At 68.8% G+C, this 24,287-nt stretch carries 23 protein-coding genes; 8 read left to right on the top strand and 15 right to left on the bottom strand.

The window, feature by feature from the left end; translation table 11 throughout:
* Entirely contained in the window at window positions 1–618 is a 618-nt protein-coding gene (locus ACIBK4_RS41745) for a TetR/AcrR family transcriptional regulator (protein ID WP_390159258.1), read from the bottom strand.
* A gap of 62 nt (window positions 619–680) precedes the next feature.
* Between ACIBK4_RS41745 and ACIBK4_RS41740 the strand changes: the two genes are divergently transcribed.
* Window positions 681–1,805, top strand: coding sequence for an alpha/beta hydrolase (locus ACIBK4_RS41740; RefSeq protein ID WP_399003871.1), 1,125 nt, complete (start codon window positions 681–683; stop codon window positions 1,803–1,805).
* A gap of 234 nt (window positions 1,806–2,039) precedes the next feature.
* Here the strand turns inward: ACIBK4_RS41740 and ACIBK4_RS41735 are convergent, their stop codons facing one another.
* On the bottom strand, window positions 2,040–3,071 hold the full coding sequence (locus ACIBK4_RS41735) for a catalase (RefSeq protein ID WP_399003869.1): 1,032 nt from the start codon (window positions 3,069–3,071) through the stop codon (window positions 2,040–2,042).
* A gap of 58 nt (window positions 3,072–3,129) precedes the next feature.
* Window positions 3,130–4,266 carry a hypothetical protein gene (locus tag ACIBK4_RS41730; protein ID WP_399003867.1) on the bottom strand — a complete coding sequence of 379 codons (1,137 nt, stop codon included), beginning with the start codon at window positions 4,264–4,266 and terminating at the stop codon, window positions 3,130–3,132.
* A 124-nt stretch (window positions 4,267–4,390) separates the two neighbouring features.
* Here ACIBK4_RS41730 and ACIBK4_RS41725 point away from each other — a divergent pair, with 124 nt between their 5' ends.
* Window positions 4,391–4,810, top strand: coding sequence for an MmpS family transport accessory protein (locus tag ACIBK4_RS41725; protein ID WP_399003865.1), 420 nt, complete (start codon window positions 4,391–4,393; stop codon window positions 4,808–4,810).
* Here the strand turns inward: ACIBK4_RS41725 and ACIBK4_RS41720 are convergent.
* On the bottom strand, window positions 4,800–5,036 hold the full coding sequence (locus tag ACIBK4_RS41720) for a DUF397 domain-containing protein (RefSeq protein ID WP_399003863.1): 237 nt from the start codon (window positions 5,034–5,036) through the stop codon (window positions 4,800–4,802). The genes ACIBK4_RS41725 and ACIBK4_RS41720 overlap by 11 nt on opposite strands.
* A complete protein-coding gene (locus ACIBK4_RS41715; RefSeq protein WP_399004231.1) occupies window positions 5,033–5,878 on the bottom strand; it encodes a Scr1 family TA system antitoxin-like transcriptional regulator in 846 nt (281 codons plus the stop codon). The genes ACIBK4_RS41720 and ACIBK4_RS41715 overlap by 4 nt, the downstream gene beginning before the upstream one ends.
* Before the next feature lie 107 nt (window positions 5,879–5,985).
* Here ACIBK4_RS41715 and ACIBK4_RS41710 point away from each other — a divergent pair, with 107 nt between their 5' ends.
* From ACIBK4_RS41710 to ACIBK4_RS41695, 4 genes are all read left to right on the top strand, one after another.
* Window positions 5,986–6,549 (top strand): ATP-binding protein, encoded by a 564-nt coding sequence (locus ACIBK4_RS41710; protein ID WP_399003861.1) that lies wholly within the window; start codon window positions 5,986–5,988, stop codon window positions 6,547–6,549.
* Window positions 6,492–7,835 (top strand): DUF3500 domain-containing protein, encoded by a 1,344-nt coding sequence (locus ACIBK4_RS41705; protein ID WP_399003859.1) that lies wholly within the window; start codon window positions 6,492–6,494, stop codon window positions 7,833–7,835. The genes ACIBK4_RS41710 and ACIBK4_RS41705 overlap by 58 nt, the downstream gene beginning before the upstream one ends.
* Before the next feature lie 141 nt (window positions 7,836–7,976).
* A complete protein-coding gene (locus tag ACIBK4_RS41700; RefSeq protein WP_399003857.1) occupies window positions 7,977–9,173 on the top strand; it encodes a 4-hydroxybenzoate 3-monooxygenase in 1,197 nt (398 codons plus the stop codon).
* Between the two features lie 58 nt (window positions 9,174–9,231).
* Window positions 9,232–10,839, top strand: coding sequence for a methyltransferase (locus ACIBK4_RS41695; RefSeq protein WP_399003855.1), 1,608 nt, complete (start codon window positions 9,232–9,234; stop codon window positions 10,837–10,839).
* A gap of 80 nt (window positions 10,840–10,919) precedes the next feature.
* Here ACIBK4_RS41695 and ACIBK4_RS41690 read toward each other — a convergent pair whose 3' ends face one another.
* From ACIBK4_RS41690 to ACIBK4_RS41650, 9 genes are all read right to left on the bottom strand, one after another.
* Complete coding sequence (locus ACIBK4_RS41690) at window positions 10,920–12,596, bottom strand: pyridoxal phosphate-dependent aminotransferase (RefSeq protein WP_399003853.1); 1,677 nt, start codon at window positions 12,594–12,596, stop codon at window positions 10,920–10,922.
* A 180-nt stretch (window positions 12,597–12,776) separates the two neighbouring features.
* Entirely contained in the window at window positions 12,777–13,931 is a 1,155-nt protein-coding gene (locus ACIBK4_RS41685) for an aldose epimerase family protein (RefSeq protein ID WP_399003851.1), read from the bottom strand.
* Window positions 13,932–14,007: 76 nt separating this feature from the next.
* A complete protein-coding gene (mmsB, locus tag ACIBK4_RS41680) occupies window positions 14,008–15,252 on the bottom strand; it encodes a multiple monosaccharide ABC transporter permease (protein ID WP_399003849.1) in 1,245 nt (414 codons plus the stop codon).
* Entirely contained in the window at window positions 15,249–16,799 is a 1,551-nt protein-coding gene (mmsA, locus tag ACIBK4_RS41675) for a multiple monosaccharide ABC transporter ATP-binding protein (protein ID WP_399003847.1), read from the bottom strand. The genes mmsB and mmsA overlap by 4 nt, the downstream gene beginning before the upstream one ends.
* Before the next feature lie 47 nt (window positions 16,800–16,846).
* The gene (gene chvE, locus ACIBK4_RS41670; protein ID WP_399003845.1) at window positions 16,847–17,959 is read right to left on the bottom strand and encodes a multiple monosaccharide ABC transporter substrate-binding protein; all 1,113 of its coding nucleotides are present in this window, start codon (window positions 17,957–17,959) and stop codon (window positions 16,847–16,849) included.
* 208 nt (window positions 17,960–18,167) lie between these two features.
* On the bottom strand, window positions 18,168–19,142 hold the full coding sequence (locus tag ACIBK4_RS41665) for a hypothetical protein (RefSeq protein WP_399003843.1): 975 nt from the start codon (window positions 19,140–19,142) through the stop codon (window positions 18,168–18,170).
* A 120-nt stretch (window positions 19,143–19,262) separates the two neighbouring features.
* Complete coding sequence (locus tag ACIBK4_RS41660) at window positions 19,263–20,267, bottom strand: zinc-binding dehydrogenase (RefSeq protein WP_399003841.1); 1,005 nt, start codon at window positions 20,265–20,267, stop codon at window positions 19,263–19,265.
* Window positions 20,264–21,424 (bottom strand): mandelate racemase/muconate lactonizing enzyme family protein, encoded by a 1,161-nt coding sequence (locus tag ACIBK4_RS41655; protein ID WP_399003839.1) that lies wholly within the window; start codon window positions 21,422–21,424, stop codon window positions 20,264–20,266. Before ACIBK4_RS41655 ends, ACIBK4_RS41660 begins: the two co-directional genes overlap by 4 nt.
* 342 nt (window positions 21,425–21,766) lie before the next feature.
* Window positions 21,767–22,021: a hypothetical protein gene (locus ACIBK4_RS41650; RefSeq protein ID WP_399003837.1), complete on the bottom strand. Its 255-nt coding sequence runs from the start codon at window positions 22,019–22,021 to the stop codon at window positions 21,767–21,769.
* 18 nt (window positions 22,022–22,039) lie between these two features.
* On the opposite strand from ACIBK4_RS41650, the gene ACIBK4_RS41645 reads away from it, so the two are divergent.
* Window positions 22,040–22,474: a hypothetical protein gene (locus tag ACIBK4_RS41645; protein ID WP_399003835.1), complete on the top strand. Its 435-nt coding sequence runs from the start codon at window positions 22,040–22,042 to the stop codon at window positions 22,472–22,474.
* Window positions 22,475–22,524: 50 nt separating this feature from the next.
* Here the strand turns inward: ACIBK4_RS41645 and ACIBK4_RS41640 are convergent, their stop codons facing one another.
* Entirely contained in the window at window positions 22,525–22,962 is a 438-nt protein-coding gene (locus tag ACIBK4_RS41640; protein ID WP_399003833.1) for a MarR family winged helix-turn-helix transcriptional regulator, read from the bottom strand.
* A gap of 144 nt (window positions 22,963–23,106) precedes the next feature.
* On the opposite strand from ACIBK4_RS41640, the gene ACIBK4_RS41635 reads away from it, so the two are divergent.
* Entirely contained in the window at window positions 23,107–24,105 is a 999-nt protein-coding gene (locus ACIBK4_RS41635; protein ID WP_399003831.1) for an NADP-dependent oxidoreductase, read from the top strand.
* Window positions 24,106–24,287 lie beyond the last annotated feature (182 nt).

Below are 24,287 nucleotides of genomic sequence, written 5' to 3'. Positions count from 1 at the left end.
CTACGTCGTCGGCCGGACGCCCAGCGCCGCCAGGCACATGACGATCGCCGCCTCCACGCACTCGGCCGGGGTGCGGCCTGCCGGTGGGTCGAGGATCGCGCCGTGTATCTGGGCCTCGGCCGCCTGGACCAGGAGCAGGGCGGTCAGCGTGGGGTCGGGGGCGCCCAAGTCGAGGCGGCGGAGGTGGTGTTCCACCTCCGTGGCCATCTCGGTCTGGAATGCGCGGAGTTGGGCCGCCGCGGCGGCCGGGCGCGGAGCCTGGTCGTAGAGGAGCCGGTGCAAGTGCGGGTCTGTGTCGTGGAGTTGGGCCAGGGTCGAGTACAGGGTGCGGATCGTCTCCTCGGGCGGGGGCGCTGCCTCGCGCAGGTCCGCCATCGCCGCGTTCATCGCCGAGGCCAGCGCGTGCACGTGGCGCTCGCCCAACGCGTACAGCAGCGCGTCCTTGTTCGGGAAGTACTGGTAGAGCGAGCCGATCGACACCCCGGCCCGGTCCGCGATCTTGTTGGTGGTCGCGCCGGTGTAACCGAGGGCCTCGAAAAGCTGAGCAGCCGCTTCCAGGATCGCGTCGTAGGTCTCCTGGGACCGCTGCTGACGTGGGCGTTTGCGCGGTGTGGACATGGGCGGATCCGGGGTCCAATGCGAGTTGTCAGAAGCTGAGTATTACTCGCATTCTAGAGGGCATGTTCACCTTCCCCGTGGAACCGGACGACCTGTTCGACGAGCGCACCCGGCAGTTCGTGGCGCTCAGGATCCCGCACCCGGTCGTCGACCGCGCCCGGACCCGGATCACCGACATGTGGGGGACGGGGGTGGGGAGTTGGGTACCTGTGTGGTCGGCCGAGGCCGAGCGTGCCCACGCCTCCGGCGACCCGCTGCTCGCCTCGCTGTGCTGGGGCGCGGCCCGTTTCCCGTGCCTGGCGACCGACGAACGGCGGGCCGCGCAAGAGCACCAACTCGCCGCATACCTCGAAGCCGCACCCGGCTTCCCGGTCCGCTTCCAGCGCGCGGTACTGAACGTGCCCGAGCCCGTCCCCGTCCACTTCTTCCAACGACGGCGGGTGGCCCGCCCGGGCGTGATCGTCCTCTGCGGCGGCGTAGACACCTGGAAAATGGACCTGCACCGCCTGGCCGTGGCCACCGCCCGCGCCACCGGCCTCCTCGTCGCCGCCGTGGACATGCCCGGCACCGGCGAATCCACGGTCCCGCTCGCCCCCGACGCCGACCGCGTCCTCGTCGGCCTCGTCTCCCAACTCCGGCGCGCCTACGGCCAACCCGTCGGTTTCTACGGCGTCAGCTTCGGCGCGCACTGGGCGGCCAAGTTGGCCCTCGCCGGCCACGTGGACGCGGCGGTCGACCTCGGCGGCCCGACCGGCCTGACCGACGAACCCATCGACCTGCTCAACCTGCCGCACGGCATGCCGGGGATCGTCGGCAACGCGCTGCACTTGGACGCCCTGCCCGACGAGGCCGGGATCGCCGACCTGCTCGCCAGTTTCTCCCTGCGCGAGCAGGGCCTCCTCGACAAGGCCGGTGCCGGTGGCTCGCCGCTGCTGGCGGTGAACGGCGCCGACGACGTCTACGTCCCGCTCGGCGACACCGTAGGACTCGCCGGGCGGCCGGAGACGACCGTGTGGGTGATCAAGAACGCCAGCCACTGCGCCCCCGAACGCTCGCCCCAGGTCAACCTCGCCCTGTGGGGCTGGCTGGCCGCGCGCCTGGCCCCGGGCCGCCCGCTGCCTCGCCTCGCCGAGGTCGCGGCACGGCAGCCGCTACGGCCGTACATCGACGGGCGCGCCACGGGCTGACGGGTGTTCCCCGGGCTGGGCTAGGCCTCTCCGGCGGATCATGCCGCAGACGCGGGGCGTGGCACGCACTCCCCCACTGCCTAAAGCGTGGGGGACCCCCAGCGGCGTTGTCGTCGGTCGCCGACGCTCCGCGTCGACTCCCTCCTCCGCCTTGCAGCTGCACGCACCACGCCCCGCTCACCGGAGTTGGTCAGGCGCCGCCGATTTCCTGCGACCCGATCCGCCGGACAGGCCCTAGGGAGCGAGCCGGCGTTCCGCCGAGACGGAGTACGCGTGGCGGCGGAAGGCCAGCATCTTGTCGTCGGAGGCTTCGACGCCGGGGGCGAGGCGGGTCGGGTCGAAGACCTGGTGCTGCCAGTGGTCCTCGCGCGGCGAGCGGGCCGTCACGTGGAGGTGGCCGGCCGGGATCAGCGGGCGGTGTTCCGGCCATGCCTGGGAGGGGTCGTGGGTCGGGTCGTTCGGCTCGGCGAGCTGGTACACCACGGTGAAGGTGACGGGCCCGGATTCGAGGCGGGAGTCGAGGTCCCCGATGAGGAAGTCCGGGGCGAGGGTCGCGGCGTACGCGGGATCGATCTCGACCTCGCCGAGTTGGGGCACGAGACGGTAGCGGAAGGGGCGCCGTACGCCCGACTCGTCGACGAGGACGAAGGCGTGCAGCCCGTCGTAGCGCGTGGTGGCGAAACTGGCGGGCGCCTGCTGCCCGGCGAAGGACTTCAACGCGCCCCGGCTTTCCGGGTGTTGGGCCAGCACGGTCGCGAACTTCCCGGCGGCGGCGAGCTTCCCCTTGGCCCGGTCGGCGAACCCGCCCTCGGTGCCCGCCATGCCCAACGCCTCGACGAGCTCGATGAACCCCTCGGGATTATGGCTCGGGAAGACCCGGAAGTTCGCGGCGACGAGGTCCATCACGGCCTTGACGTCATCGCTACTGCCGTCCCCCTCAAGGAACTTGACCGCCATCCCACGTACGCCCCGTGCCCGGTCGTCGGCGGCGAAGTTGCCCGAGCCGTTCGAGAACCGGATCACTGCGTCGGCTTCGGCGGTGAGACAGGCGGCGGTCGTCCACTGCGCGATCCGCCCGGTCGGCACGAACCGCGCGTCGTACACGGCCCCGCGGGCGTGCAGGCGACGATCGTGCGGACGCGGATGCGCGGCGGCCTCGATCCGGTCGACGGCCTGAGCCGCGGTCATTCCGTCCTCGGTGACCGAGGAGTCCTGGGGTTCCTGGGATTCCTGGGGTTCCTGGGGTTCCTGCGGTGACTGTGCCATGGCCGCATCATCGCACTGGCGGGTGTCGCTTTCCCGGCGGTGGGCCGAACGCGCGGACTTACTGGAGGGACGGGTCTGACGTCGTGTGCTCGGTCCACAGTTCGTGGTCCACGGGCACCGAGTCCAGCGTCATCCCCGCGAAGATCCCCAGCGCCCCCGAGACCACGCCCAGCAGCAGACCGATCCCGTGCGGTACGACGTCCAGCAGGAACGGTGCGGCGAAGAGGGCGCCGACCGCCGCGATGCGCAGGTGCACGACGTGCACCTTCGGGAGGTAGCGGGCGGGCCGGGGCACCGGCGTGACGGCGAGCGCGGGATCGGTCTTCCGCAGGGGAGCGGCATCGTCGCGCAGGAAGTGCTCGTAGTCCTCCTCCGGTGTCCGCCCCCAGACCACGTGCCCGGAGTCGGAGACGAACGCGGCGGACACGAAGCGTTCCTTGTTCGTACCGGCGATGTCCCGCCACCGGGTGGGCCAGCACAACCAGCCCTCGTGGCCCGCGAGTTGGGCGGCCGCCTGGCCAAGGTGCTTGTTGCCCACGGCGCCGCTGTGACCGGCGTCCATCGCCTGGAGCCGGACGATCCGCTCCCCGTCCGTGTCGTCCTCGTGCACCAACTCGACGCCGTAGGTGGCACGGGCGGCGATCTTGCCGACACCCTGCCCGGTCGGGTACCGGTACGTCTCCAGCACGGGGGTGCCGAACCGGACGCGGACCGCGTGCACACCGCCCGCGGCGGCGTCCTCCTTGAGCATGCGCTGCTCGCGGCCGAGCCAGCTCTGGAGCAGGGCGAGATTGCACACGGACAGCACGGCGCCGAGGAGGAAGGTGAGCACGCAGTACACGACACCGAGATCCGAACCCCAGCCGTTGTAGGCGCTGTTGGCCGCCGCGAACGGTGCCCAGACGACGAGGTAGGCCGTCGCGACGAGCCCCCAGTCCCGCCGCACCGTGCCCAGCCTGCCGGGTATCGCCTCCCGCGCGGGACCGGTCACCGGCAGCGGTTTCACGAGCGGCGCCGCGCGACAGGCCAGCAACCACCCCGCGACGAACACCGCGGCGAGGGCCAGCGGTACGAGGATGTCGAGGCGCGGGTCGTGGGGGTCGTACTGCAACGCGGCCGCGCCCCAGGCGACGGCCGTCGACAACAGGGCGGCCCCGCCCAGCGTTCTGGCGAGCGGCGTGGAAACGTGCGACATGTGATCTCCCCCCGGACCATGTGATGCGGGGATCTTACGTGCCACTCGCGTTTGACTTTACTTTCTCTTTGCTATTGGCTGCGGGTTCGACCGACCTTCACGATCATGATCCGGGGGGATCCTCATGACCCGCGCCATCCGCGCCACCCGCACTGCCGTCTGCGCCGCCGCCGTCACCGGCCTTGCGCTGGGCCTGAGTTCGTGTTCCGAGGCGGTCGACCAGGTCGACAAGGCAGTGAACGAGACGTACGTCGTCACCTACGAGGTCACGGGCAAGAACGTCGACTCGATCGGCTTCCACGGCGGAGGTGGCAAGGCGATGGACCCCAAGGTCGAGACGGTGACCAACCCCAAGTTGCCCTGGACCAAGACGGTCACCCTGCGCGGCATCATGCCCGCGGCGGTCATGCCGGTCGCCGCGGACATCTTGGGCGCGGAGGTCGAGTGCCGGATCACTTACAAGGGCAAGGTGCTTGAGGAACAGAGCGCCGGTGGGCTGGCGACCGCCGGCGGTTGCATCGCGGAGTCCCCGATCACAGGGTGACGAGGAATTCCGTCCAGGTGGTGGGGGTGAGGGCGAGTTGCGGACCCTGGGTGTGCTTGGAGTCGCGGATGTGGATGGTTGAGGGGCAGGAGGCGATCTCGACGCAGTCGCCGGAAGCGCTGCTGCTGTAGCTCGACTTGTGCCAGGAGAGGGCAATCTCGACGCAGTTGTCACCGGAGCCGCTGCTGTAGCTGCTCTTGAACCAGGCGAGTTCGGGCGTGCTCATAGGTCTCCTCGCATCCGTTGCAACAGGCTCATTGAGTCTTCGTGGGTGAGAGCCTGTGAACGCATCCTGGCATACCTGATCTGGAGCACGCTGATTGCTTTCGGGTCGGAGATGTACAGCCCGCTCTCCTGACCCTCGCTGTATCCGAACCACTTGTGCTTGGGAGTCTCCAACAGGGCGATGGGGCCGTGCAGTCCGGCATGTGATTTCTGGACGAGCGGCACGATCTGGATCTCGACGTTCCGCAACTGGCCGATCTCCAGAAGGTGTTCGATGGCTCCGCGGGTGATCTCGGCCCCGCCGGTGCGGCGCAGGAACACCTGCTCCTCGATGATGAAGCTGAAGGTGGTGTTCGGCCGCTCGCGCAGCAGGCGCTGACGTTCCTCTCGCGCGGTCCAGTTGGCCTCGATCTGCCTGTCGGTCAGTGGCGGCAACTCGTCGGCGAACAACTGGCGTGCATACGCCTCCGTCTGTAACAACCCCGGGATCATCCGGCATTCGTAGTTGAAGAGCGTGACCGCCGTCTTCTCCTGCCGAGCCCATCGCTGAAACCAGGTCGCCAGTCCCGGCTTCCGCTCCACGAACCCCGCAGCCTTGCGCACAGCGCCGGTGTTGCCGAGTACCGGTTCCGCCGCCTCGATGAAGTCCTCGTCCGCCATGCGCCGCCCCAACTCGACGGACGCCACGGTGTGTTTGGAGTATCCGATCTGCCTCCCGAACTCCTCCCGGCTCAACCCGTAGAACTCGCGTAGGCCTTGCACCATCGCCCCGAACGTCCGCAGACTGTCTGAGCTCTCGGGCTCGCCACCATCCGCCATGGTCACCCACCTCCGGCGCCCCATGATCACGGAACGTGATGTGTACTGTCCAGCCCGTGACCGCGTACGCTCCGGCAGCGTACGCAGTGAGGTGCTGGTGAACTGCCCATCCCGAACGCCACATTGGGCCCATGACCACCCAACCCCCCGTCACCGTACGTACGTTCGCCCAGCGCCTCAGCCCCACCCCCCGCGGCGCCCGCCTCGCCCGGCATCTCGCCCTGCACCAACTCCACGCCTGGGGCATCCCGCACGGCAGCGACGCCTCCGACACCGCCGCCGCGATCGTCGCCGAACTCGCCGCCAACGCCGTCACCCACGGCCGCGTACCGGGGCGGGACTTCGAACTCCGGCTCTCCCTCGTCACGGGAAGCGTCCGCATCGAGGTCACCGACACCCGTACCGGACCGCGTCCGCCCGCACCCGGAGCCGTACGGCAGCCGGAACCGCTCGACGAGAACGGGCGCGGGCTCGTGCTCGTCGAGGCGCTCGCGGACCGGTGGGAGGTGGTCGATCGGGTGCCGCCTCCCGGCAGGACCGTAAGGGTGGAAATCGACCTGCCCAGGTGGTCGGCACTGGTCAGGGCGCTGGACGGGGCTTCAGGTTCGGCTCAGGTTGGTGCGGGAGGTTGGCCGGTATGCACGGACACCGCCCCCGCACCCCCGAAGCCGACCGCAGCCGCCGCTGGTTCATGAACAAGGCGCTGCTCGCCGGCGGAGTCGCCGCCGTGGCGACCATGACCGGCTGCTCGTCGGACGCCTCCGACACGGCCACCGCGTCCTCGTCCTCCGGCGCCCCGAACGGCGCCCCCTCGGGCGGCCCCGGCGGTGGCATGCCCACCGGCGCGATGCCTTCCGGCGGGCCCGGGGGAGGGGGTGGCAGCGGGATGGGTCCCGGGCAGAGTGAGGTCAAGTACGCCGATTTCAAAGGCGTTTCGACCAACGGCACGATCACCGACGGGCTTTACTCGATCCACGCCACCGACGTGTCGACGGACGGGATCGTCAAGGCCGCGCAGGCGTTTCTCGACGGGCTCAGCGCCAAGGAACGCAAGTCCTGCACGTTCGACGTCGACAATGACGAGTGGCTGGCCTGGAGCAACGTCGACGGGTACCAGCGCAAGGGCGTCCGCATGGGCGACATCACCGCCACCCAGCGCAACCTCGGTTACGCGCTGCTCGGCGCCGCCCTCTCCGCCGACGGGCTCACCCAGACCCGCAACATCATGAAGCTGAACGCCTTCCTCGGCGACTACAGCGGCGGCAACCGGGAGACGCTCACCGAGGGCGCGTACTTCTTCACCTTCATGGGCACACCGTCCACCACCAAGCCGTGGGGCTTCCAGTACGAGGGCCACCACGTGGCCATCAACTACTTCGTGCTCGGCGACCAGGTCGTGATGACCCCGACCTTCATGGGCTCCGAACCGACCTCCGCCACCTACAAGGGCGAGAAGATCACCCTCTTCAAGACGGAGACCAAGGCGGGCCTCACCCTCCTGCGCTCCCTCACCGCCGCCCAGCGCGCCAAGGTGATCTCCGGCACCAAGAAGTCCGGCGACGACATGAAGGCCGGCGCCGGGCAGGACAACGCCAAGCTCGCCTACCAGGGGCTCGTCGCCAAGGACTTCACCAGCGCGCAGAAGCAGAACCTGCTCGACCTCGTGCGCGTCTACGTCGGCAACATGAACGACGGCCACGCCGAGGTGAAGATGTCGGAGGTCGAGGACCACCTCGACTCGACCTACTTCTACTGGATGGGCGAGACGAAGGACTCCTCCGCCTTCTACTACCGCGTGCACAGCCCGGTCGTCCTCATCGAGTACGACGCCCAGTCGCCGCTCGCGTACGGAACCAAGGGGGGAATGAGCGGGCCCAACGGCACCCCCACCCAGCAGCACATCCACACCATCATCCGCACCCCCAACGGGGGCGACTACGGCGTGGACCTGCTCAAGCTGCACCTGGAGAACGACCACTGACGACAGCGGTCACTGGCGACAACAGCCAGTGACATATGCCCAGTTGGCCCTTATGGGCTAAGAAGCCGCTTTCGATTCCTCATCACCCTGATCTGGCTGATATGAAACCCCTTGGCCGAAAAAGCAAGATCAGGGGTGGATGTGGGGAAACGATTCGACTCCGGGGCACGGACCGGGGTGGTGATCGTCGGGGCGGGCCCGGCGGGGCTCGTCCTGGGGAACCTGCTGCTGGACCGCGGTATCGACTGCGTGATCCTGGAACGGCGTGGCCGCGAGGCGGTGGAGGGGCGGGCCAGAGCGGGATTCCTGGCCGCCCACTCCGTCCGCGTCCTCACCCAACACGGCCTGGCGGACGGGCTGTTGGCCAAGGGCCACACCCACCGGACGTGTCTCTTCCGCAGTGAGCGCGGTGAATTCACCCTCGACTACGGCGAGTTGGGGCGCGGCGAGGTCCACACGGTCTACCCCCAGCAGGAGTTGGTACGGGATCTCCTCGCCGAGTACCTCCGACGCGGCGGCGAGCTCCGCTTCGGCACGGAGGTCGAGGAGATCTCCGAGGACGGCCGGGTGCGGACGTCCGACGGCACGGACGTCACCGGCCGCTACGTCGCCGGGTGCGACGGACACCGGGGAGTCGCCCGCGCCACCATGACCGCCCACGGGACACGCACCGCCCGCTGGGACCACGGCGTGAGCTGGCTCGCGGTCCTGGTCGAGGCCGGGCCCAGCATGGAAGCCGTCGGATACGCCCTGCACGAACGGGGATTCGCCGGTCACATGGCCCGCACGGCGACCGTCACCCGCTACTACCTCCAGTGCCCGCGCAGAACCGATCCGGCCGACTGGAGCGAGGACCGGATCTGGGCCGAACTGGAAACCCGGTTCCGCGTCGACGAGTTCGGGCAGCTCAAGGACGGCCCGGTCCTGGAGAAGGCGGTCGTCGACCTGCGCTCCGACGTCTTCGACACCCTCGGCGAAGGCCGCCTCTGGCTGGCGGGCGACGCGGCCGGCCTCATCAGCCCCTCCGCCGCCAAGGGCGCCAATCTCGCCGTACTCCAGGCCGAACGCCTCGCCCAGGCACTGACGTCGGCCCTGAAGCACGCCGACGACAGCGACCTCGACCGTTACGCCGCCGACTGCCTGCCCCGTGTCTGGCGGGCCCACGAGTTCTCGCACTGGATGAGCGGCCTGCTGCACGGTCCGTCGGCCGAGGACGCCGAGCACACCGTCGAGGCCCACGCCCGCTACGGCCGCGCGCTCCAGTACGCCCGCCTGGACAGCCTGCGCACCTCCCGCACGCACCAGGACTTCTTCGCCGAGAACTACACCGGCATCTGAGCCCTCTCCTGCCTTCCAACTCCCGTCTCCGTCCCCACGATTCACCGGGAACCCCTTCATGAACCTCCCCGTCGTACAGGCACGCCTCGCCGCGGCCGACGCAGCACGCATCGAGCGCGCGGCGGCCTACGTCGAGACCCACGACACGGACCAGGTCCTGGCCGAACTCCTCCCGGCCCTCACCCCCGCCGAACGGGCGGACGTGGCACGCCACTTGGTCTTCGACCACACGGCGGTCCTGGTCTTCCCCGACTCCCTGGACGGCCTCTGCGAGGAACTCCGACGCCTCGGCCACGAACCGGGCCCGGTAACCCCGAGCGTCGTGGTCCGCGACCGCCTGACCCGCCGCTACGGCCCGGAACTCGCCGACATCCCGGTAGGCATCGTGCACGTGGCGGTCGGCACCCGCAGCGTGGAGATCTTCGCGCTCCCCGTACCCCCCGACTCGGCACTGGAGGCGGTGGCCGCCGACGAACGCGAGGCGGACCACGAGTCCCACCACGCCTTCGCGGTCACGGCCCCCGGCCCGGTGGTCCCCGCAGGCCTACGACTCCTCCTCCAGGAGCGGGGCGGCGCGGTCCCCGACGGCGGCGGCTACAACGGCCACGAGAACGTCACCGTCCTCTACCACCGCACGACCACCCACCGCCGCTTCGAACTCCGCCTCCCCGGCCGCCACTTGCCCCTCCCCGACCCGACGACAACCCTGCTCACGGTCATGACCGGAGCGTGGGCGACCCAAGCGGTGGCCACGATGGCCGAGTTGAACATCGCGGACCACCTGGCGGAGCACCCCGGCATGTCGGCGGCAAGGCTGGCGGAACTCACCTCGACGCACCCGGACGCACTACGCCGCCTGCTCCGCTACCTGACAACCCTGGGCCTACTGACGGCGGCGGACGACACCTACCACCTCACCGCGGCAGGCCAACCCCTGCGCACGGCAACGGAGTTCTCGTTGGCCCCGCTGGCCCAGCTCTACGCGGGCCCGTTCTACGACTCCTTCGCCGGCCTGACCCACTCCGTACGCACCGGCGAGGAAGCCTTCGCCCACCGCAACGGCCAGCACCACTTCCCGTACTTCGCCCAACACCCCGAACTGGGAAGCCTGTTCCACCGCGCGATGGCCTCCAGCGCGGAGATGTTCACCCCGGTCCCCACCCTGATCGACTTCTCGAAGGCGCGACGGGTGGTGGACGTAGGCGGCGGAAACGGCGCGCTGCTCGGCCGGTTGCTCCGAGCCCACCCCCACCTGGAGGGCGTCCTCTACGAACGCCCGGGCGCCCTGGACGCGGCCCGCCCCCACCTCCCCGAACGCTGCTCCTTCGTCGCCGGCGACTTCACCCGCTCCGTACCGGAGGGCGGAGACGTCTACCTCCTCTCCCGAGTCCTCCACGACTGGGACGACGACCGCTGCCTGACGATCCTCGGCAGGTGCGCGGACGCGATGCGTCCCGGCGCCCAACTCCTGGTGGTGGAGCGCTTGTTGCCCACTCCAACGGCAGTCGCATGGGACGTCCACATGCTGTGCAACGTGGGCGGCCAGGAACGCGACGAGCATCATTACCGGCAGTTGCTGGAGAAGGCAGGCTTCGAAGTACAGGGCTGCCAGTCGCTACCGCTAGGAGCCTCACTCCTAAACGCGGTAAGGGGCGACGCCCTCTAGGGGCGCGGGGCTGTGACATTGTGCGGCTCCGCCGCGTGGGCGCGACCAGCCCCCACGCACCCGCACCCGGCAACGAAACCTCAGCCCGCCTGCCCCATCCCCGCCGCATTAGGCCAACTCTGCGCATTAGGCCACCCAGTAGCGGGCGCCGGCGCCAGGTTCTGCATCCCATTGGGACTGGTAGCCCCCCGAACCTGCGCCGCAGTAAGCCCATTACGCGCAGGCACACCGGTGGGGGTCGGCCCCTGAGGCATTGGGGCGGGCGCCGGCGCGGGGACACCGTAGGGCTGTTGGGGCATCTGCGGCGGCGGAGCCTGCTGCATCGGCATCTGCTGAACCTGCGCGGCGGCCACCATCGGCTCGAACTGCGGCTGGGGCTGCGGCTGTTGGGGCTGCGGCACAGGCTGCGGCTGAGGCATCTGCATGGGCACCGGCTGAGGCTGCATCGGCATCTGAGCCGCCGCGGGCACCGGCATCGGCACCGGCATCGGCATGCCGACCCCCGACGTACCCGTACCGAGGGCCTGCGCGGCGAGATTCTGCATCCCGGCGCCGTTCGTCGCCCCGACCAGACGATCCACGGCCGCCGTACCCGAGCTGTAGTTGGTCCCTGTACCCAGCTCGGGTACGGCGGCTCCCCTCCTGGTCCCGTAGAGCACCTGTTCCATGCCGGACACCAGGCGACGCACGTCCGTCTGGGGGCGCACCACGAGCCGCAGGAAGCGGCTGGACGAACCGATCTTGTTGCCGCACTCGCGGACCAGGATGCGGTGCTCGGTCAGCATCCGGTCCCGGACCACCGTTCCCTCGGCGCCCACGGGGAGGCGTACGAAGAGGAAGTTGCCCTGCGACGGATAGACCGTCAGGCCGGGCAGCGCGGAGAGATGGCTCGCCATGTCGAGCCGGTCGCGGCGCACCTGCTGGAGGCTCTGCGCGTACTCCGCGCCGTGCTCCTTGAGGATGAACACCACATGTTCCGCGAAGGCGTTGAGGTTCCACTTGGGCAGCATCGTGCGGATTCGGCCGGCCAGCGCGGGATTCGCGACGAGGTAGCCGAACCGTATGCCGTGCAGGCCGAAGTTCTTGCCGAGGCTGCGCAGGACGACCACGTTGGGGCGGAGCATCGCCTCTTGTACGACGCTGGGTTCGACCTCGGCGTCGGCGAACTCAAGGAACGACTCGTCGATGATGACGAGGTCCAGGTCGGCCATCGCGTCCATGAACTGGACGAGCGCCTGCTTGTGGATGAAGCCGCCGTCGGGGTTGTTCGGGTTGCAGATGACGGCGACCTTGGTGTTGCGCTTGCGGATGAACTCGGCGTACTGCGCGAGGTCGAGAACGAAGCCGCTGGACTCCTGCAGCGGGAACATGTCGACCCGCTTGCCGGTCTCCATGGGCTGGTCGGTCCAGCGGCCGAAGGTGGGGACGGGGATGGCGAGGGACTCCCGGACCATCAAGTGGTCGATCCAGGTGATCAGTTCGGTGGAACCGTTGCCCATCGCCACGCACTGCGGCGGAAGTTGGAGCAGGTTGCAGAGCTCGGCCGTAATTGTGTCGGCGCTGCTCGGGTAGTACGTGATGATCTCGCGCAGCCGGGCCGCCATCTCGTCGAACATGGCGGGGGTGGGGAAGTACGGGTTGCACGGGATGCAGAAGTCCACGGGACCGGTGCCGTCGCTCTCACGCGCCAACGCCGCCATCGACGGGCTGTGTGCCGCCGTACTGCGGAACAGCGAGGTGACGTTGGAGTCGGCCAATGGAACCTCCGTATGAAGGCGGGCCCGGCGGGGACGACCGGGCCCGTCGTCTTGGGTGGCCCGCGCGGGGGAGCACGGGCCACCCATGAATACGGATACGCGAGTGGCGCTGTTCAACGGATGTGAAAATGGTGTGTGTTCGGGAACCCCGGGTCCGAACCAGCAGTCAGTGGTGGGACTTCAGGCGCTGAACGAGTGGATCGTCGTCGTCCGGTACGTCTGGCCGGGGCGCAGCACCGTCGTCGGCCACGACGGCTCGTTCGGGGAGTCCGGGAAGTGCTGGGTCTCCAGGCACAGGCCGTCGCCCTGGCGGTACGTGCGCCCGGAGGTGCCGATCAGCGTGCCGTCGAGGAAGTTGCCCGAGTAGAACTGCAGGCCCGGCTGGTCCGTGGCGATCTTCAGGGTGCGGCCCGAGTGCGGGTCGTGCAGGGTCGCGATGTGCTCCGGCTTGGCGGTGACGCCCTTGTCGAGGACCCAGTTGTGGTCGAAGCCCTTGGCCTGCACCTGCTGCGGGTGGCCCGCGCGGATGTCCCGGCCGACCGGCTTGCCCTTGCGGAAGTCGAAGGGGGTGCCGGAGACCTTCGCCAGCTCGCCGGTGGGGATCAGGCCCGTGTCGGTGGGCGTGTAGCGGCCGGCGGCGATCGTCAGCTCGTGGCCCTCGATCGTGCCACTGCCCTCACCGGCGAGGTTGTAGTACGTGTGGTTGGTGAGGTTCACGACCGTCGGCTTGTCGGTGGTGGCCTCGTAGTCGATACGCCAGTCGCCGTGCTTGGTGAGGGTGAAGGTCACCTTTGTCTTGAGGGTGCCCGGGTAGCCCATCTCGCCGTCCACGCTGGTGTAGTGGAGGTAGAGGCCGACGTCGGAACCCTTGGTGAAGGGCTCGATGTCCCAGACCTTCGTGTTGAAGCCCTTGGCACCGCCGTGCAGGCTGTTCACGCCGTCGTTGACGGAGAGCTGGTACTTGGTGCCGTCGAGCGTGAACTGGCCCTTGGCGATGCGGTTTCCGTACCGGCCGATCGTCGCGCCGAAGAACGTGGTGCCGGCGACGTACGCGGCGAGGTTGTCGTAGCCGAGCGACACGTTGGCGTACTTGCCGTGCCGGTCCGGGAGTTCGAGCGACTGGATGATGCCGCCGTAGGAGAGGACCTTCAGGCGGGTGCCGCCGTTGGCCAGCGACCAGCGGTAGACCTTCGTCCCGTCGGCGAGGGTCCCGAAGAGTTCCTTCACGGGCTTTCCGCCTCCCGAGGCCGCCTCTGCCGTACCCGTACCGAGCGCGCTCGCGGCGATACCGGCTGCCGCGGCGCCTGCAATGACCGTGCGTCTGTTCAGTTCCATTGAGCGGCTCCTGCACATGGAAGGGGCCCCGCCGTGCTGTGCGAAAGACAGTCAACTGACGGGGCCCGGGCTGAAGTTACGATCCGGACTTGCGCTTGTTCCACACATCGAACCCGACCGCGGTCAGCAGGGCGAGGCCCTTGATGACCTGTTGCCAGTCGGTGCCGACGCTGAGGAGGTTCATGCCGTTGTTCAGCACGCCGAGGACCAGACCGCCGATGATGGCGCCGAGGACGGTGCCGACACCGCCGCTCATGGAGGCTCCACCGATGAACGAGGAGGCGATGGCCTCCAGTTCGAAGCCGTCGCCCGCCTTCGGCGAGGCCGCGTTGAGGCGGGAGGTGACCACCAGACCCGCCAGGGCCGCGAGCACGCCCATGTTCAGGAACACCTGGAAGGTGACGCGCTTGTCCTTGACGCCGGACAGCTTCGCGGCCGGCAGATTGCCGCCGATCGCGTAGATGTGGCGGCCGAAGACGGTGTTGCGCATCACGTAGCCGTAACCGGCCACCAGGACACCGAGGATGATCAGCACGATCGGCGCGCCGTCGTAGCTGGCGAGCAGCAGCGTGAGCCAGAGGATCGCGGCGACGATCGCGACGAGCTTGAGCAGGAACAGCTTCGTGGGCGGCACGTCGAGCGAGAACTCCTGCTGCCGGCGCCGGTCGCGCACCTCCTGCCACACCACCGCGGCGATCATCACGAGGCCCAACAGCAGGGTGATGTTGTGGTAGTTGGTGTTCGGGCCGACCGCGGGCAGGAAGCCGTTGCCGATCTTCTGCAGGCCGTTGGGGAAGGGGCCCAGCGTCTGACCCTGGAGCAGGATCTCCGTGAGGCCGCGGAAGAGCAGCATCCCGGCGAGGGTGACGATGAAGGACGGTATGCCCGCGTAGGCGATCAACAGCCCTTGTACGGAACCCGCGACGGCGCCCATCAGCAGGCACAGCACCAACGCGACCGGCCACGGCACCTGGTGATTGACCATCAGGACCGCCGCGAAGGCGCCCACGAACGCCGTCAGCGAACCGACCGACAGGTCGATGTGCCCGGCGATGATGACCATCATCATGCCGATCGCGAGGATCAGGATGTAGCTGTTCTGCAGCACCAGGTTGGAGACGTTGCGCGGGAGCAGCAGGTCCCCGCCGGTCCAGACCTCGAAGAAGATCACGATCAGACCGAGGGCGATCAGCATGCCGTACTGCCGCATGTTGCGCCGCAGGCCGCCGAGTATCAGCTGCAACAGGCCGCCGCCCGCGGCCGATCCGCTCTTGCCCGGTGGCGCGGGGGCCGGGCTCTTGGCGGTCACGTCCGTGCTCATCGGGTTACCTCTTTGTCCTTCGTCATCTGGCGCATCAGCACTTCCTGCGTGGCCTCGGCCCGGGGCACCTCACCGGTCAGCCGGCCCGCCGCCATCGTGTAGATGCGGTCGCACATGCCGAGCAGCTCCGGCAGTTCGGAGGAGATGAAGACCACCGCCTTGCCCTCGGCGGCGAGTTGGTCGATGACCGTGTAGATCTCGTACTTGGCGCCCACGTCGATGCCTCGGGTGGGCTCGTCCAGGATCAGCACATCGGGACCCGCGAAGATCCACTTGCTGAGGACGACCTTCTGCTGGTTGCCGCCGGACAGCTTGCCCACCGGCTCGAACACCGTCGGCGCCTTGATGTTCATCGACTTGCGGAACCGCTCGGCGACCTGCCGTTCCTCCTGCTCGTCGACCACACCGCGCTGGGAGACCTTGCCCAGGGCGGCCAGCGAGATGTTCCGGTTGATCGTGTCGATGAGGTTGAGGCCGTAGTGCTTGCGGTCCTCGGTGACATAGGCGATGCCGTGCTTGACCGCCTCCGCGACGGACTTGGTGCGGATCTCCCGGCCGTCCTTGAGGACCGTGCCGGCGGCGTAACGGCCGTAGGAGCGGCCGAAGACGCTCATCGCGAGTTCGGTGCGGCCGGCGCCCATGAGTCCGGCGATGCCGACGATCTCGCCCCTGCGCACATTTATTGACACATCGTCAACTACCTTGCGCTGCTGGTCGATCGGGTGGAACACCGTCCAGCCGCGGATCTCCAGAGCGGGTGCCGCCTCCGCCGTGCCCTCGTGCGGGGTGCGCTCGGGGAAGCGGTGGTCGAGGTCGCGGCCGACCATGCCGGAGATGATCCGCTCCTCGGTCGTCTCCGGCGCCTTCACGTCGAGGGTCTCGATGGAGCGGCCGTCGCGCAGGATCGTCACCGAGTCGGCGACCTTGCGGATCTCGTTCAGCTTGTGGGAGATGATGATCGAGGTGATGCCCTGCTTCTTCAACTCCAGGATGAGATCGAGGAGTTTGCCGCTGTCCTCGTCGTTCAGGGCCGCCGTCGGCTCATCCAGGATGAGCAGTTTCACCTTCTTCGACAGCGCCTTCGCGATCTCGACGAGCTGCTGCTTTCCCACGCCGATGTCGGCGACGCGGGTCTCCGGGTGGTCGCTCAGGCCCACCCGGCGCAGCAGTTCGGTGCCGTGCTTGAGCGTCTCGTTCCAGTTGATGAGCCCGCGCGAGGCGTGCTCGTTGCCGAGGAAGATGTTCTCCGCGATGGAGAGGAACGGCACCAGTGCCAGTTCCTGGTGGATGATCACGATGCCGCGCTGCTCGCTCGCCCGGATGTCGCGGAAGCGGCACTCCTCTCCTTCGAAGAGGATGTCGCCCTCGTAACTGCCGTGCGGATGGACGCCGGAGAGCACCTTCATCAAGGTGGACTTCCCGGCGCCGTTCTCACCGCAGATGGCGTGGACCTCGCCCTGACGGACCGTCAACGTGACGTCCGACAGCGCTTTGACACCGGGAAAGGTCTTGACGATCGAGCGCATTTCCAGGACGGGTCCCGCCATGGTCGTGCCTACCAATCACGTGTGGGGTCGGGTAACTGCCTGCGGACTTACTTGAGTTGGGAGTCCGTGTAGTAGCCGCCCTTGACCAGCACGTCCTCGTAGTTCGTCTTGTCGACGCTCACCGGCTGGAGCAGGTAGGCGGGGACGACCTTGGTGCCGTTGTCGTAGGTCTTGGTGTCGTTGGTCTGCGGCGTCTTCTTGTTGAGGACGTCGTCGATCATGGTGTCCGCGACCTTGGCGAGCTGGCGGGTGTCCTTGTAGACGGTCTGCGTCTGCTCACCGGCGATGATCGACTTCACCGAGGCCAGCTCGGCGTCCTGGCCGGTGATGACCGGGAGCGGCTTGCTGGCGGAGCCGTAGCCGTCCGACTTCAGCGCGGACAGGATGCCGATGGAGATGCCGTCGTAGGGCGACAGCACCGCGTCGACCCGGCCGCTCTTGTAGGAGCCGGTGAGGATGTCCTCCATGCGGTTCTGTGCCTTGGTGCCGTCCCAGCGCAGGGTGGTGACCTTGTTCAGAGCGGTCTGCCCGGACTTGACGACCAGTTCCTTCTTGTCGATGTACGGCTGGAGCACGCTCATCGCGCCGTTGAAGAAGTACTTGGTGTTGTTGTCGTCGTTCGAGCCGGCGAACAGCTCGATGTTGAACGGGCCCTTCTTGCCGCTGGTGAGACCGAGCTTCTCCGCGATGTACGTGCCCTGGAGCACGCCGACCTTCGTGTTGTCGAAGGACGCGTAGTAGTCGACGTTCTTGGTGCCGAGGATGAGGCGGTCGTAGGCGATGACCGGGATCTTCGCCGCCGCGGCCTCCTGGAGCACGTTGTTCAGGGACTTGTTGTCGATGGCCGCGATGATCAGGCCCTTGACGCCCTGCGTGATCATGTTCTCGATCTGCGAGACCTGGGTGTCCGGGTCGTCCTCGCCGTAGACCAGCTTGGTCTTGTAACCCTTGGTCTTGAGGTCCTTGACCATGTTGTTGCCGTCGGAGATCCAGCGCGCGGAGGACTTCGTCGGCATCGCGATGCCGATCGTGCCGCCCTTGGCGCTGCTCTCCTTCTCCTTGCTGCCGCCCGAGCCGCTCTGGCCGCAGGCGGACAGGGACAGGGCGAGGGTGGCGGCGCCGGCTATGAGGGGGAGGGCGCGGCTTCTGCGGATGCGCATGTGAACTGGCCTCATTCTTCTCGTCGTTGAGAGGGGCAGCGAGCGTGGGGGGTGGTTCGGGATGCGGGGTGGTGCGTGTTGAGTTTTGTGGTGCGGGTCCGGTGGGGGCTGGTCGCGCAGTTCCTCGCGCCCCTGAAAACCCGGGCCGGCATCAAAGGGGCGCGGGGAACTGCGCGACCAGCCCCCACCGGGTCGCAGCCCCCGTCGATCAGTCAGTGGCACTCTCGACGGGGAAACGGTTCAGAGACCCCGGCAACCTGGACCCCAGCGGAGCCATGTCGCCGTCCGCGCCGTGCCTCGCGAGCAGGTCCAGGGCCAGCCGACCCCGACGAACCCGCTCCCGCGCCGTGTCCAGGGTGACGTCCCGCAGGTGGGTGCCCCACGGGTAGATGCCGGGAGCCTTGGAGAGGCCGAACTTCAGGTACAGCGGAGCGCCTCGGCGGATCAGTTCGGCGACCTCGTACATCCGGATGTACCCGCCGAGATCGTCCGGCGCCTCGATGTACATGTCCATCGGAGCCGCCGACACCCGCCGGATCTCCGTCAGGTGATCCAGCGTCAGGTCACTGGGTACGTTGAGCGAGTCCGCTCCCAGGCGTTCGTACACCGCGTACGCCGCCGGGTTGACCGGACCGATCAGCGCCGAGACCTTGAGCGTGGTGTCGGCGGGGATGATCCCCGCCACCCGCGCCCGGTGCAGCGTCCACAGCACACCCTCGTCCGCGACGAGCAGGCACTTGACGCCCAACTCCGTTGCCCGCACGGCGTCTTCGACGCACCCGGCGACCGCGTCGTGGCCCCGGGCACGCAGACCCCCGCCCCGCGAGTCGGAACGGACCGACCCTCCGATGTCCCAGGTACCGCGCGGCCCGGTGAACAGGCAGAGCTCGATGTCCCGTTCGGCGGTCGCCTCGACCATCTCGGTGATCTCGGCATCGGTCAGCATCCACACGCCACTGCCCTGGCTGATCCGGTGGATCGGCACATCGAGGCGCGAGGACTCCTTGAGGATGACCGCCAGCGCCTCGGGCCCCTCGCACGAGGGGATCTCGGTGCGCCAGCGACCGCCGTCCGGGAAGGTGTGGGTCGAGGCGTCGGCGGGGTCGAGGGCGGGCGCGCCCAGGCCGAGCGCGGAGAGCGCCTGCTCCCCGGGCCGGCGGGCTGCCGTGGCGGTGTCGGTCACTTGCTGTCCTTCGCGTTCGGTATTTCGGACGAGGTTCGCGGCTCGGGGTACGAAAGGCTCTGGTGGTACGTCGGCACGGGGTGGTCAGGTCACCCCGTGCCGACGTACGACTGGGGTGTCCTACGGCCGCAGCAGCACCTTGCCGACCTTGGGATCGCCGGACCCCACCAGCTCGATGGCCTGCGGGAACTCGGCGAGCGGCAGCTCATGGGTGACCAGGGGAAGGGGATCGAGCAGGCCCGCCCCGAAGACCCGCACCGTGTGCGCCCAGGCGTCCGGCGGTGCCCCGAAGACGGTGTGCACCTCCAGTTGCCGTACGACGAGATCGGTCGGGTCGAGACCTTCCGCGCCCGGCGCCGGGATGCCGGTCAGGACCAGGCGTCCGCCGCGCCGGAGCAGGGAGGCGGCGGTGCGGGCCGCGTCCGCGGAGCCGGCGGTCTCGATCACCACGTCGAAGTCGTCCGGGAGGGGCTCGTTCTTCGTACGGAAGTCCGTGGCGCCGAACTGCTCGGAGAGGGCTGCCCGGTCCGGGCGTGAACCCACCACGAGCAACTCGGCCGGTGAGCCCGCCTTCAGGAACTGCACCGCGAACATTCCGAGCGTGCCGGTACCGACCACCGCGACCCGCTCACCGGGTCGGGCGTTGGCCTTCAGCGCGGCGGCCGCGATGCAGGCCGCCGGCTCCAGCAGCGCCGCCGCCGTCAAGTCGGCCTCGTCCGGGAGGACATGGAGGAGGCGGGCGGGGAGCGTGAGGGTGGTGGCCATCGCGCCGGGCTGGGTGAAGCCCGTCTCCTCGTAGCCCGCCGTGCACAGCGTCGTCTCGCCCGCGTGACAGCGGTCGCAGACCTGGCAGTTGCGGAAGCCCTCGCCGACGACCTTGCGGCCGACCAGAGTTGACGGTACGCCCGCGCCGACCTCCTCCACCGTGCCGGACCACTCGTGGCCCGGGGTGAGGGGGTAACGGACGTAGCCCTCGGGCCTGTTGCCCTGGTACACCTCGCGGTCGCTGCCGCAGATGCCGACCGCGTGGACGCGCACCAGCGCCTCGCCCGCCTCCGGCCGCCGGGGCTCGTGCGGGGCCAGCCGGTGCTCGCCCGGTGCCGCGATGACGACGGCGGTGCTCACTTCTGCGTGCCCTTCGGCTTGCGCTGCTCCCAGCCGTCCGCCCACAGGTCGAACCGCGCCTGCTGCTGCGGGAATTCGGCCGCCGCGTCGGTGTCCAGCTCGACACCGAGACCCGGCGCGTCCGAGAGGTGGAAGTAGCCGTCGATCACCTGCGGGGCGCCCTTGACGACCTTCTTGATGTCGGCGTCCGCGAAGTCGTTGAAGTGCTCCAGGATCTTGAAGTTCGGCGAGGAGAAGCCGACTTGGAGCGAGGCGGCGGTCAGTACCGGGCCGCCGACGTTGTGCGGGGCGACGAGGACGTAGTGCGCCTCGGCGGTCGCGGCCAGCTTGCGCGTCTCCCAGATGCCGCCGATGTGACCGACGTCGGGCTGGATGATGTCGACGGCCTGGCTCTCGAACAGCTCGCGGAACTCGATCCGGTCGTGGATGCGCTCACCGGTGGCGATCGGGATGTCCACCTTCGCGGCGACCTTCTCCAGCGCCTTCAGGTTCTCCGGCGGAACCGGCTCCTCCAGCCACGCGGGCTTGAACGGCGCGAGTTCGTGCGCGAGCCGTACGGCGGTCGACGGCGAGAACCGGCCGTGCATCTCCAGCATCAGCTCGGCGTCCGGACCGATCGCGTCCCGCACGGCCTCGATGAGGGAGACCGCGTACAGGGTCTGCTCGTGGTCGAGTTCGAAGTGCCCGGTGCCGAAGGGGTCGATCTTCAGCGCCTTGTACCCGCGCTCCATGACCCCCTGCGCGGCCTTGTGGTAGGCCTCCGGGGTCCGCTCGGTGGTGTACCAGCCGTTCGCGTACGCCTTCACCTTGTCGGTGACCTTGCCGCCGAGCAGCTGCCACACCGGCACGCCGAGGGCCTTGCCCTTGATGTCCCAGCAGGCCATCTCGATCACGGCGATGCCGGACATGACGATTTCACCCGCACGCCCGTAGTCGCCGTACTTCATCCGGCGTACGAGGTCTTCCACGGCGAACGGGTCGGAACCGAGAATGTGGTTTGCCTCGGCCTCGCGCAGGTAACCGATCAGCGCGTCGGTGTGGCCCAGCATCCGGGTCTCGCCGACACCGGTGACGCCCTCGTCGGTGTGCACTTGGACGTACGTCAGATTGCGCCATGGCGTCCCGACCACGTGCGTGCTGATTCCCGTGATGCGCACGGCAGTTGCCCCCTGTGCTCTTCAGTGCTGTTCGAAATTTCGGCTCACGTTCGAAATGCTGGGCAGACAGTAAGGATGCCGGGGCGGGGGTGTCAATGGGTCGAACACGTAACGGTTTCGGCAAGAGGTGTGATCGCCGTACCGCTCGGCGGCGGCGGTTCGTGTCGATTCTTGTCGTTTCCCGCCGCGTCCCTACACAACTTTCACAGCCGTGACTATGAACGTTACCTGTGAGGAACTTACTCTTCCCGCGTCATGGACTACTGCCACCCCTGCGGCCGGCACCTGAACGGCGCCCTCGCGTGCCCGGGGTGCGGCGCATCAGCCGAACCGTCAGCCGATTCAACTCAGGCCCACGCGGGCGCGGTTGACGCGCACCCGAACGCGGGCGCCGCCGCGCGCGAAGCTGCGGACGCGCCCGACGCCGGGCATGAGGAGGACGCTGGGAACGGCGAGCCCCAGGGGCGTGCCGCGCGGCGGAAGAGCCGGGGGCGCGGGCGGGTCGACACCGCTCATGTTGCGGCCGAGGACGACGGTGACATCGAGGGCGACGCCGGACCGGGCGCGAGCCGTCGCGATCGCAAGGCCGCGGCCCACCGGAGGCGCCGGCGCCGGGTGCTGCTGATAACGGCCGGTTTCGTACTGGCGGCGGGCGGCCTGAGCCTGGCAGAGCTCGGCACGGACGCGCCGTTCTCGACCTCGAAGTCCGCGGCGCCGGACGCCTCGGCGGAGGGCGGGGCGGACGCGGAGGCCAGCCAGACCGCGGAGCCCCTGGACGTCACGAAGACCGTCGGAACCAGCGCGGGTACGGCGTCCCCGGACGCCTCGGCGTCGCCGTCCGCGTCCCCGTCGAAGTCCGCGAAGGAGACCGAGGACCCCAAGGTGTCGCTGACCCCCACGACGGACACCGGCGGCGGCGCCACGTCCCCCGCGTCGACGTCCTCGACGGACCCGGCGACCACTCCGTCCTCGGACCCGACGACCTCGGACCCGAGCCCGACACCGTCGCCCTCGGAAACCTGCAAGCAGATCCTGTGGTGGTGTTCCTAGGGGCTGAGTGGTGCCGCCGCCGGGTCGCCGGTGGTGCTGAGCCGCTGGGTTCAGACCTCCAGCATCCGTCGCAGCAACCCCCGCAACGCCAGCCGCTCCTCGTCCGACAACCCGGCGAGCGGCTCACGCGCGAACCGTAGGGACTCCCGCAGGCTACGGGCCACCCGGCGCCCCTCCTCCGTGGCCGCCGCCAGCTTCACGCGGCGGTCGGCGGGGTCGGGGCGGCGCTCCACCAGGCCGCGCGTCTCCAGCCGGTCCACGATCCCCGTGACGTTCGACGGCTCGCACTTCAGCTTCCGCGCCAGCTTGCGCATCGGCAGCGGCTCCAGGGACAGCAGGCTGAGCAGCCTGGCCTGCGCGCCGGTCAGCGCGTGGTCGCCCGCCGCCTCCTCGTAGTCCGCGTAGAACCGCGCCACGACATCGCCGATCAGCTCGACGACCTCCATGGTCACGGGGTCGGAGCGGCGCGTCTTTTCGGGTGTGGCCATGGACTCAGCGTACCCCGTTACTTGACATCATGAAATATTCAGGAGCATGGTTGTTTCAGGTACTGAAGTATTTGGCGGTGTGCGAACCACCCCGAATCACCCCGCACGGTCCCCTGCATTACCGCACTACGAAAGGCGCTTGTGATGATCAACCGCGAATGGCACCTGCTCAGCCGTCCCGTCGGCTGGCCGAAGCCCGAGGACTTCGCCCTGGTGGAGACCGAGACCCGGGCCCCGGCCGAGGGCCAGGTGCTGGTGCGGAACAAGTACCTGTCGGTCGACCCGTACATGCGCGGCCGCATGAGCGCCCGCAAGTCGTACACGGCCCCCTTCGAGCTCGGCAAGGTCATGCAGGGCGGCGCGGTCGGCGAGATCGTCGAGTCGAACGCCGAGGGCTTCGCGGTCGGCGACCACGTGCTGCACTTCGGCGGCTGGCGCGAGTACGCGACCATCGACGCCAAGGGCGCCGTCAAGGTCGACCCCGACCTCGCCCCGCTCTCCACCTACCTCGGCGTCCTGGGCATGACCGGCCTCACCGCCTACGCCGGTCTGCTGCGCACCGCGTCCTTCAAGGAGGGCGACTCGGTCTTCGTCTCCGGCGCCGCGGGTGCCGTCGGCAGCCAGGTCGGCCAGATCGCCAAGCTCAAGGGCGCCTCCCGGGTCATCGGCTCCGCCGGTTCCGACGAGAAGGTCAAGCTCCTTGTGGAGGAGTACGGGTTCGACGCGGCCTTCAACTACAAGAACGGCCCGGTGAGCGAGCAGCTGCGCGAGGCTGCCCCGGACGGCGTCGACGTGTACTTCGACAACGTCGGCGGCGAGCACCTGGAGGCTGCGATCGGTTCTCTGAACGAGCGTGGGCGTATTGCCATTTGCGGCATGATCTCGGTCTACAACAACACCGAGCCCGCCCCCGGCCCGCAGAACCTCAGCCGCCTCATCCAGACCCGCGGCCGCATCGAGGGCTTCCTCGTCGGCGACCACTACGACCTGCAGCCGCAGTTCGTTCAGGAGGTCGGGGCGTGGGTGGCTTCGGGTGAACTGAAGTACCGCGAGACGGTTGTCGAGGGTATTGAGAACAACCTGGAGGCGTTCCTTGGGCAGCTGCGGGGGGAGAACACCGGGAAGATGATCGTCAAGCTCTGACGGGGTTGGTGATTCTCGGGGACTCAGGTCTCTGAGGGGCCGGTGTTGTGTAGTCGCGTGGGTGGGCCGGTGTTGGTCAGGTACCCCGCGCGCACCTCTTTTGGTTCGGTCGCCTTCGGGGCGCTGCCGTGCTCGATATGCGCCTACCGGCGCGTGGCGGTGTCGAGAGCCCCACCGTGCTC

The sequence above is a fragment of the Streptomyces sp. NPDC050528 genome, from assembly GCF_044457795.1.
Lineage (GTDB): Bacteria > Actinomycetota > Actinomycetes > Streptomycetales > Streptomycetaceae > Streptomyces.
This window is presented reverse-complemented; position numbering and strand designations above follow the sequence as displayed.

What these genes read in the sequence shown, in the direction of transcription:
- ACIBK4_RS41705 (WP_399003859.1), top strand. Translation starts at nt 6,492, where the DNA reads ATGCACGGACACCGCCCCCGCACCCCCGAAGCCGACCGCAGCCGCCGC.
- ACIBK4_RS41720 (WP_399003863.1), bottom strand. Translation starts at nt 5,036, where the DNA reads ATGAGCACGCCCGAACTCGCCTGGTTCAAGAGCAGCTACAGCAGCGGC.
- mmsA (WP_399003847.1), bottom strand. Translation starts at nt 16,799, where the DNA reads ATGGCGGGACCCGTCCTGGAAATGCGCTCGATCGTCAAGACCTTTCCC.
- mmsB (WP_399003849.1), bottom strand. Translation starts at nt 15,252, where the DNA reads ATGAGCACGGACGTGACCGCCAAGAGCCCGGCCCCCGCGCCACCGGGC.
- ACIBK4_RS41635 (WP_399003831.1), top strand. Translation starts at nt 23,107, where the DNA reads ATGATCAACCGCGAATGGCACCTGCTCAGCCGTCCCGTCGGCTGGCCG.
- ACIBK4_RS41715 (WP_399004231.1), bottom strand. Translation starts at nt 5,878, where the DNA reads ATGGGGCGCCGGAGGTGGGTGACCATGGCGGATGGTGGCGAGCCCGAG.
- ACIBK4_RS41730 (WP_399003867.1), bottom strand. Translation starts at nt 4,266, where the DNA reads ATGTCGCACGTTTCCACGCCGCTCGCCAGAACGCTGGGCGGGGCCGCC.
- ACIBK4_RS41640 (WP_399003833.1), bottom strand. Translation starts at nt 22,962, where the DNA reads ATGGCCACACCCGAAAAGACGCGCCGCTCCGACCCCGTGACCATGGAG.
- chvE (WP_399003845.1), bottom strand. Translation starts at nt 17,959, where the DNA reads ATGCGCATCCGCAGAAGCCGCGCCCTCCCCCTCATAGCCGGCGCCGCC.
- ACIBK4_RS41710 (WP_399003861.1), top strand. Translation starts at nt 5,986, where the DNA reads ATGACCACCCAACCCCCCGTCACCGTACGTACGTTCGCCCAGCGCCTC.
- ACIBK4_RS41685 (WP_399003851.1), bottom strand. Translation starts at nt 13,931, where the DNA reads ATGGAACTGAACAGACGCACGGTCATTGCAGGCGCCGCGGCAGCCGGT.
- ACIBK4_RS41725 (WP_399003865.1), top strand. Translation starts at nt 4,391, where the DNA reads ATGACCCGCGCCATCCGCGCCACCCGCACTGCCGTCTGCGCCGCCGCC.
- ACIBK4_RS41740 (WP_399003871.1), top strand. Translation starts at nt 681, where the DNA reads ATGTTCACCTTCCCCGTGGAACCGGACGACCTGTTCGACGAGCGCACC.
- ACIBK4_RS41735 (WP_399003869.1), bottom strand. Translation starts at nt 3,071, where the DNA reads ATGGCACAGTCACCGCAGGAACCCCAGGAACCCCAGGAATCCCAGGAA.
- ACIBK4_RS41695 (WP_399003855.1), top strand. Translation starts at nt 9,232, where the DNA reads ATGAACCTCCCCGTCGTACAGGCACGCCTCGCCGCGGCCGACGCAGCA.
- ACIBK4_RS41745 (WP_390159258.1), bottom strand. Translation starts at nt 618, where the DNA reads ATGTCCACACCGCGCAAACGCCCACGTCAGCAGCGGTCCCAGGAGACC.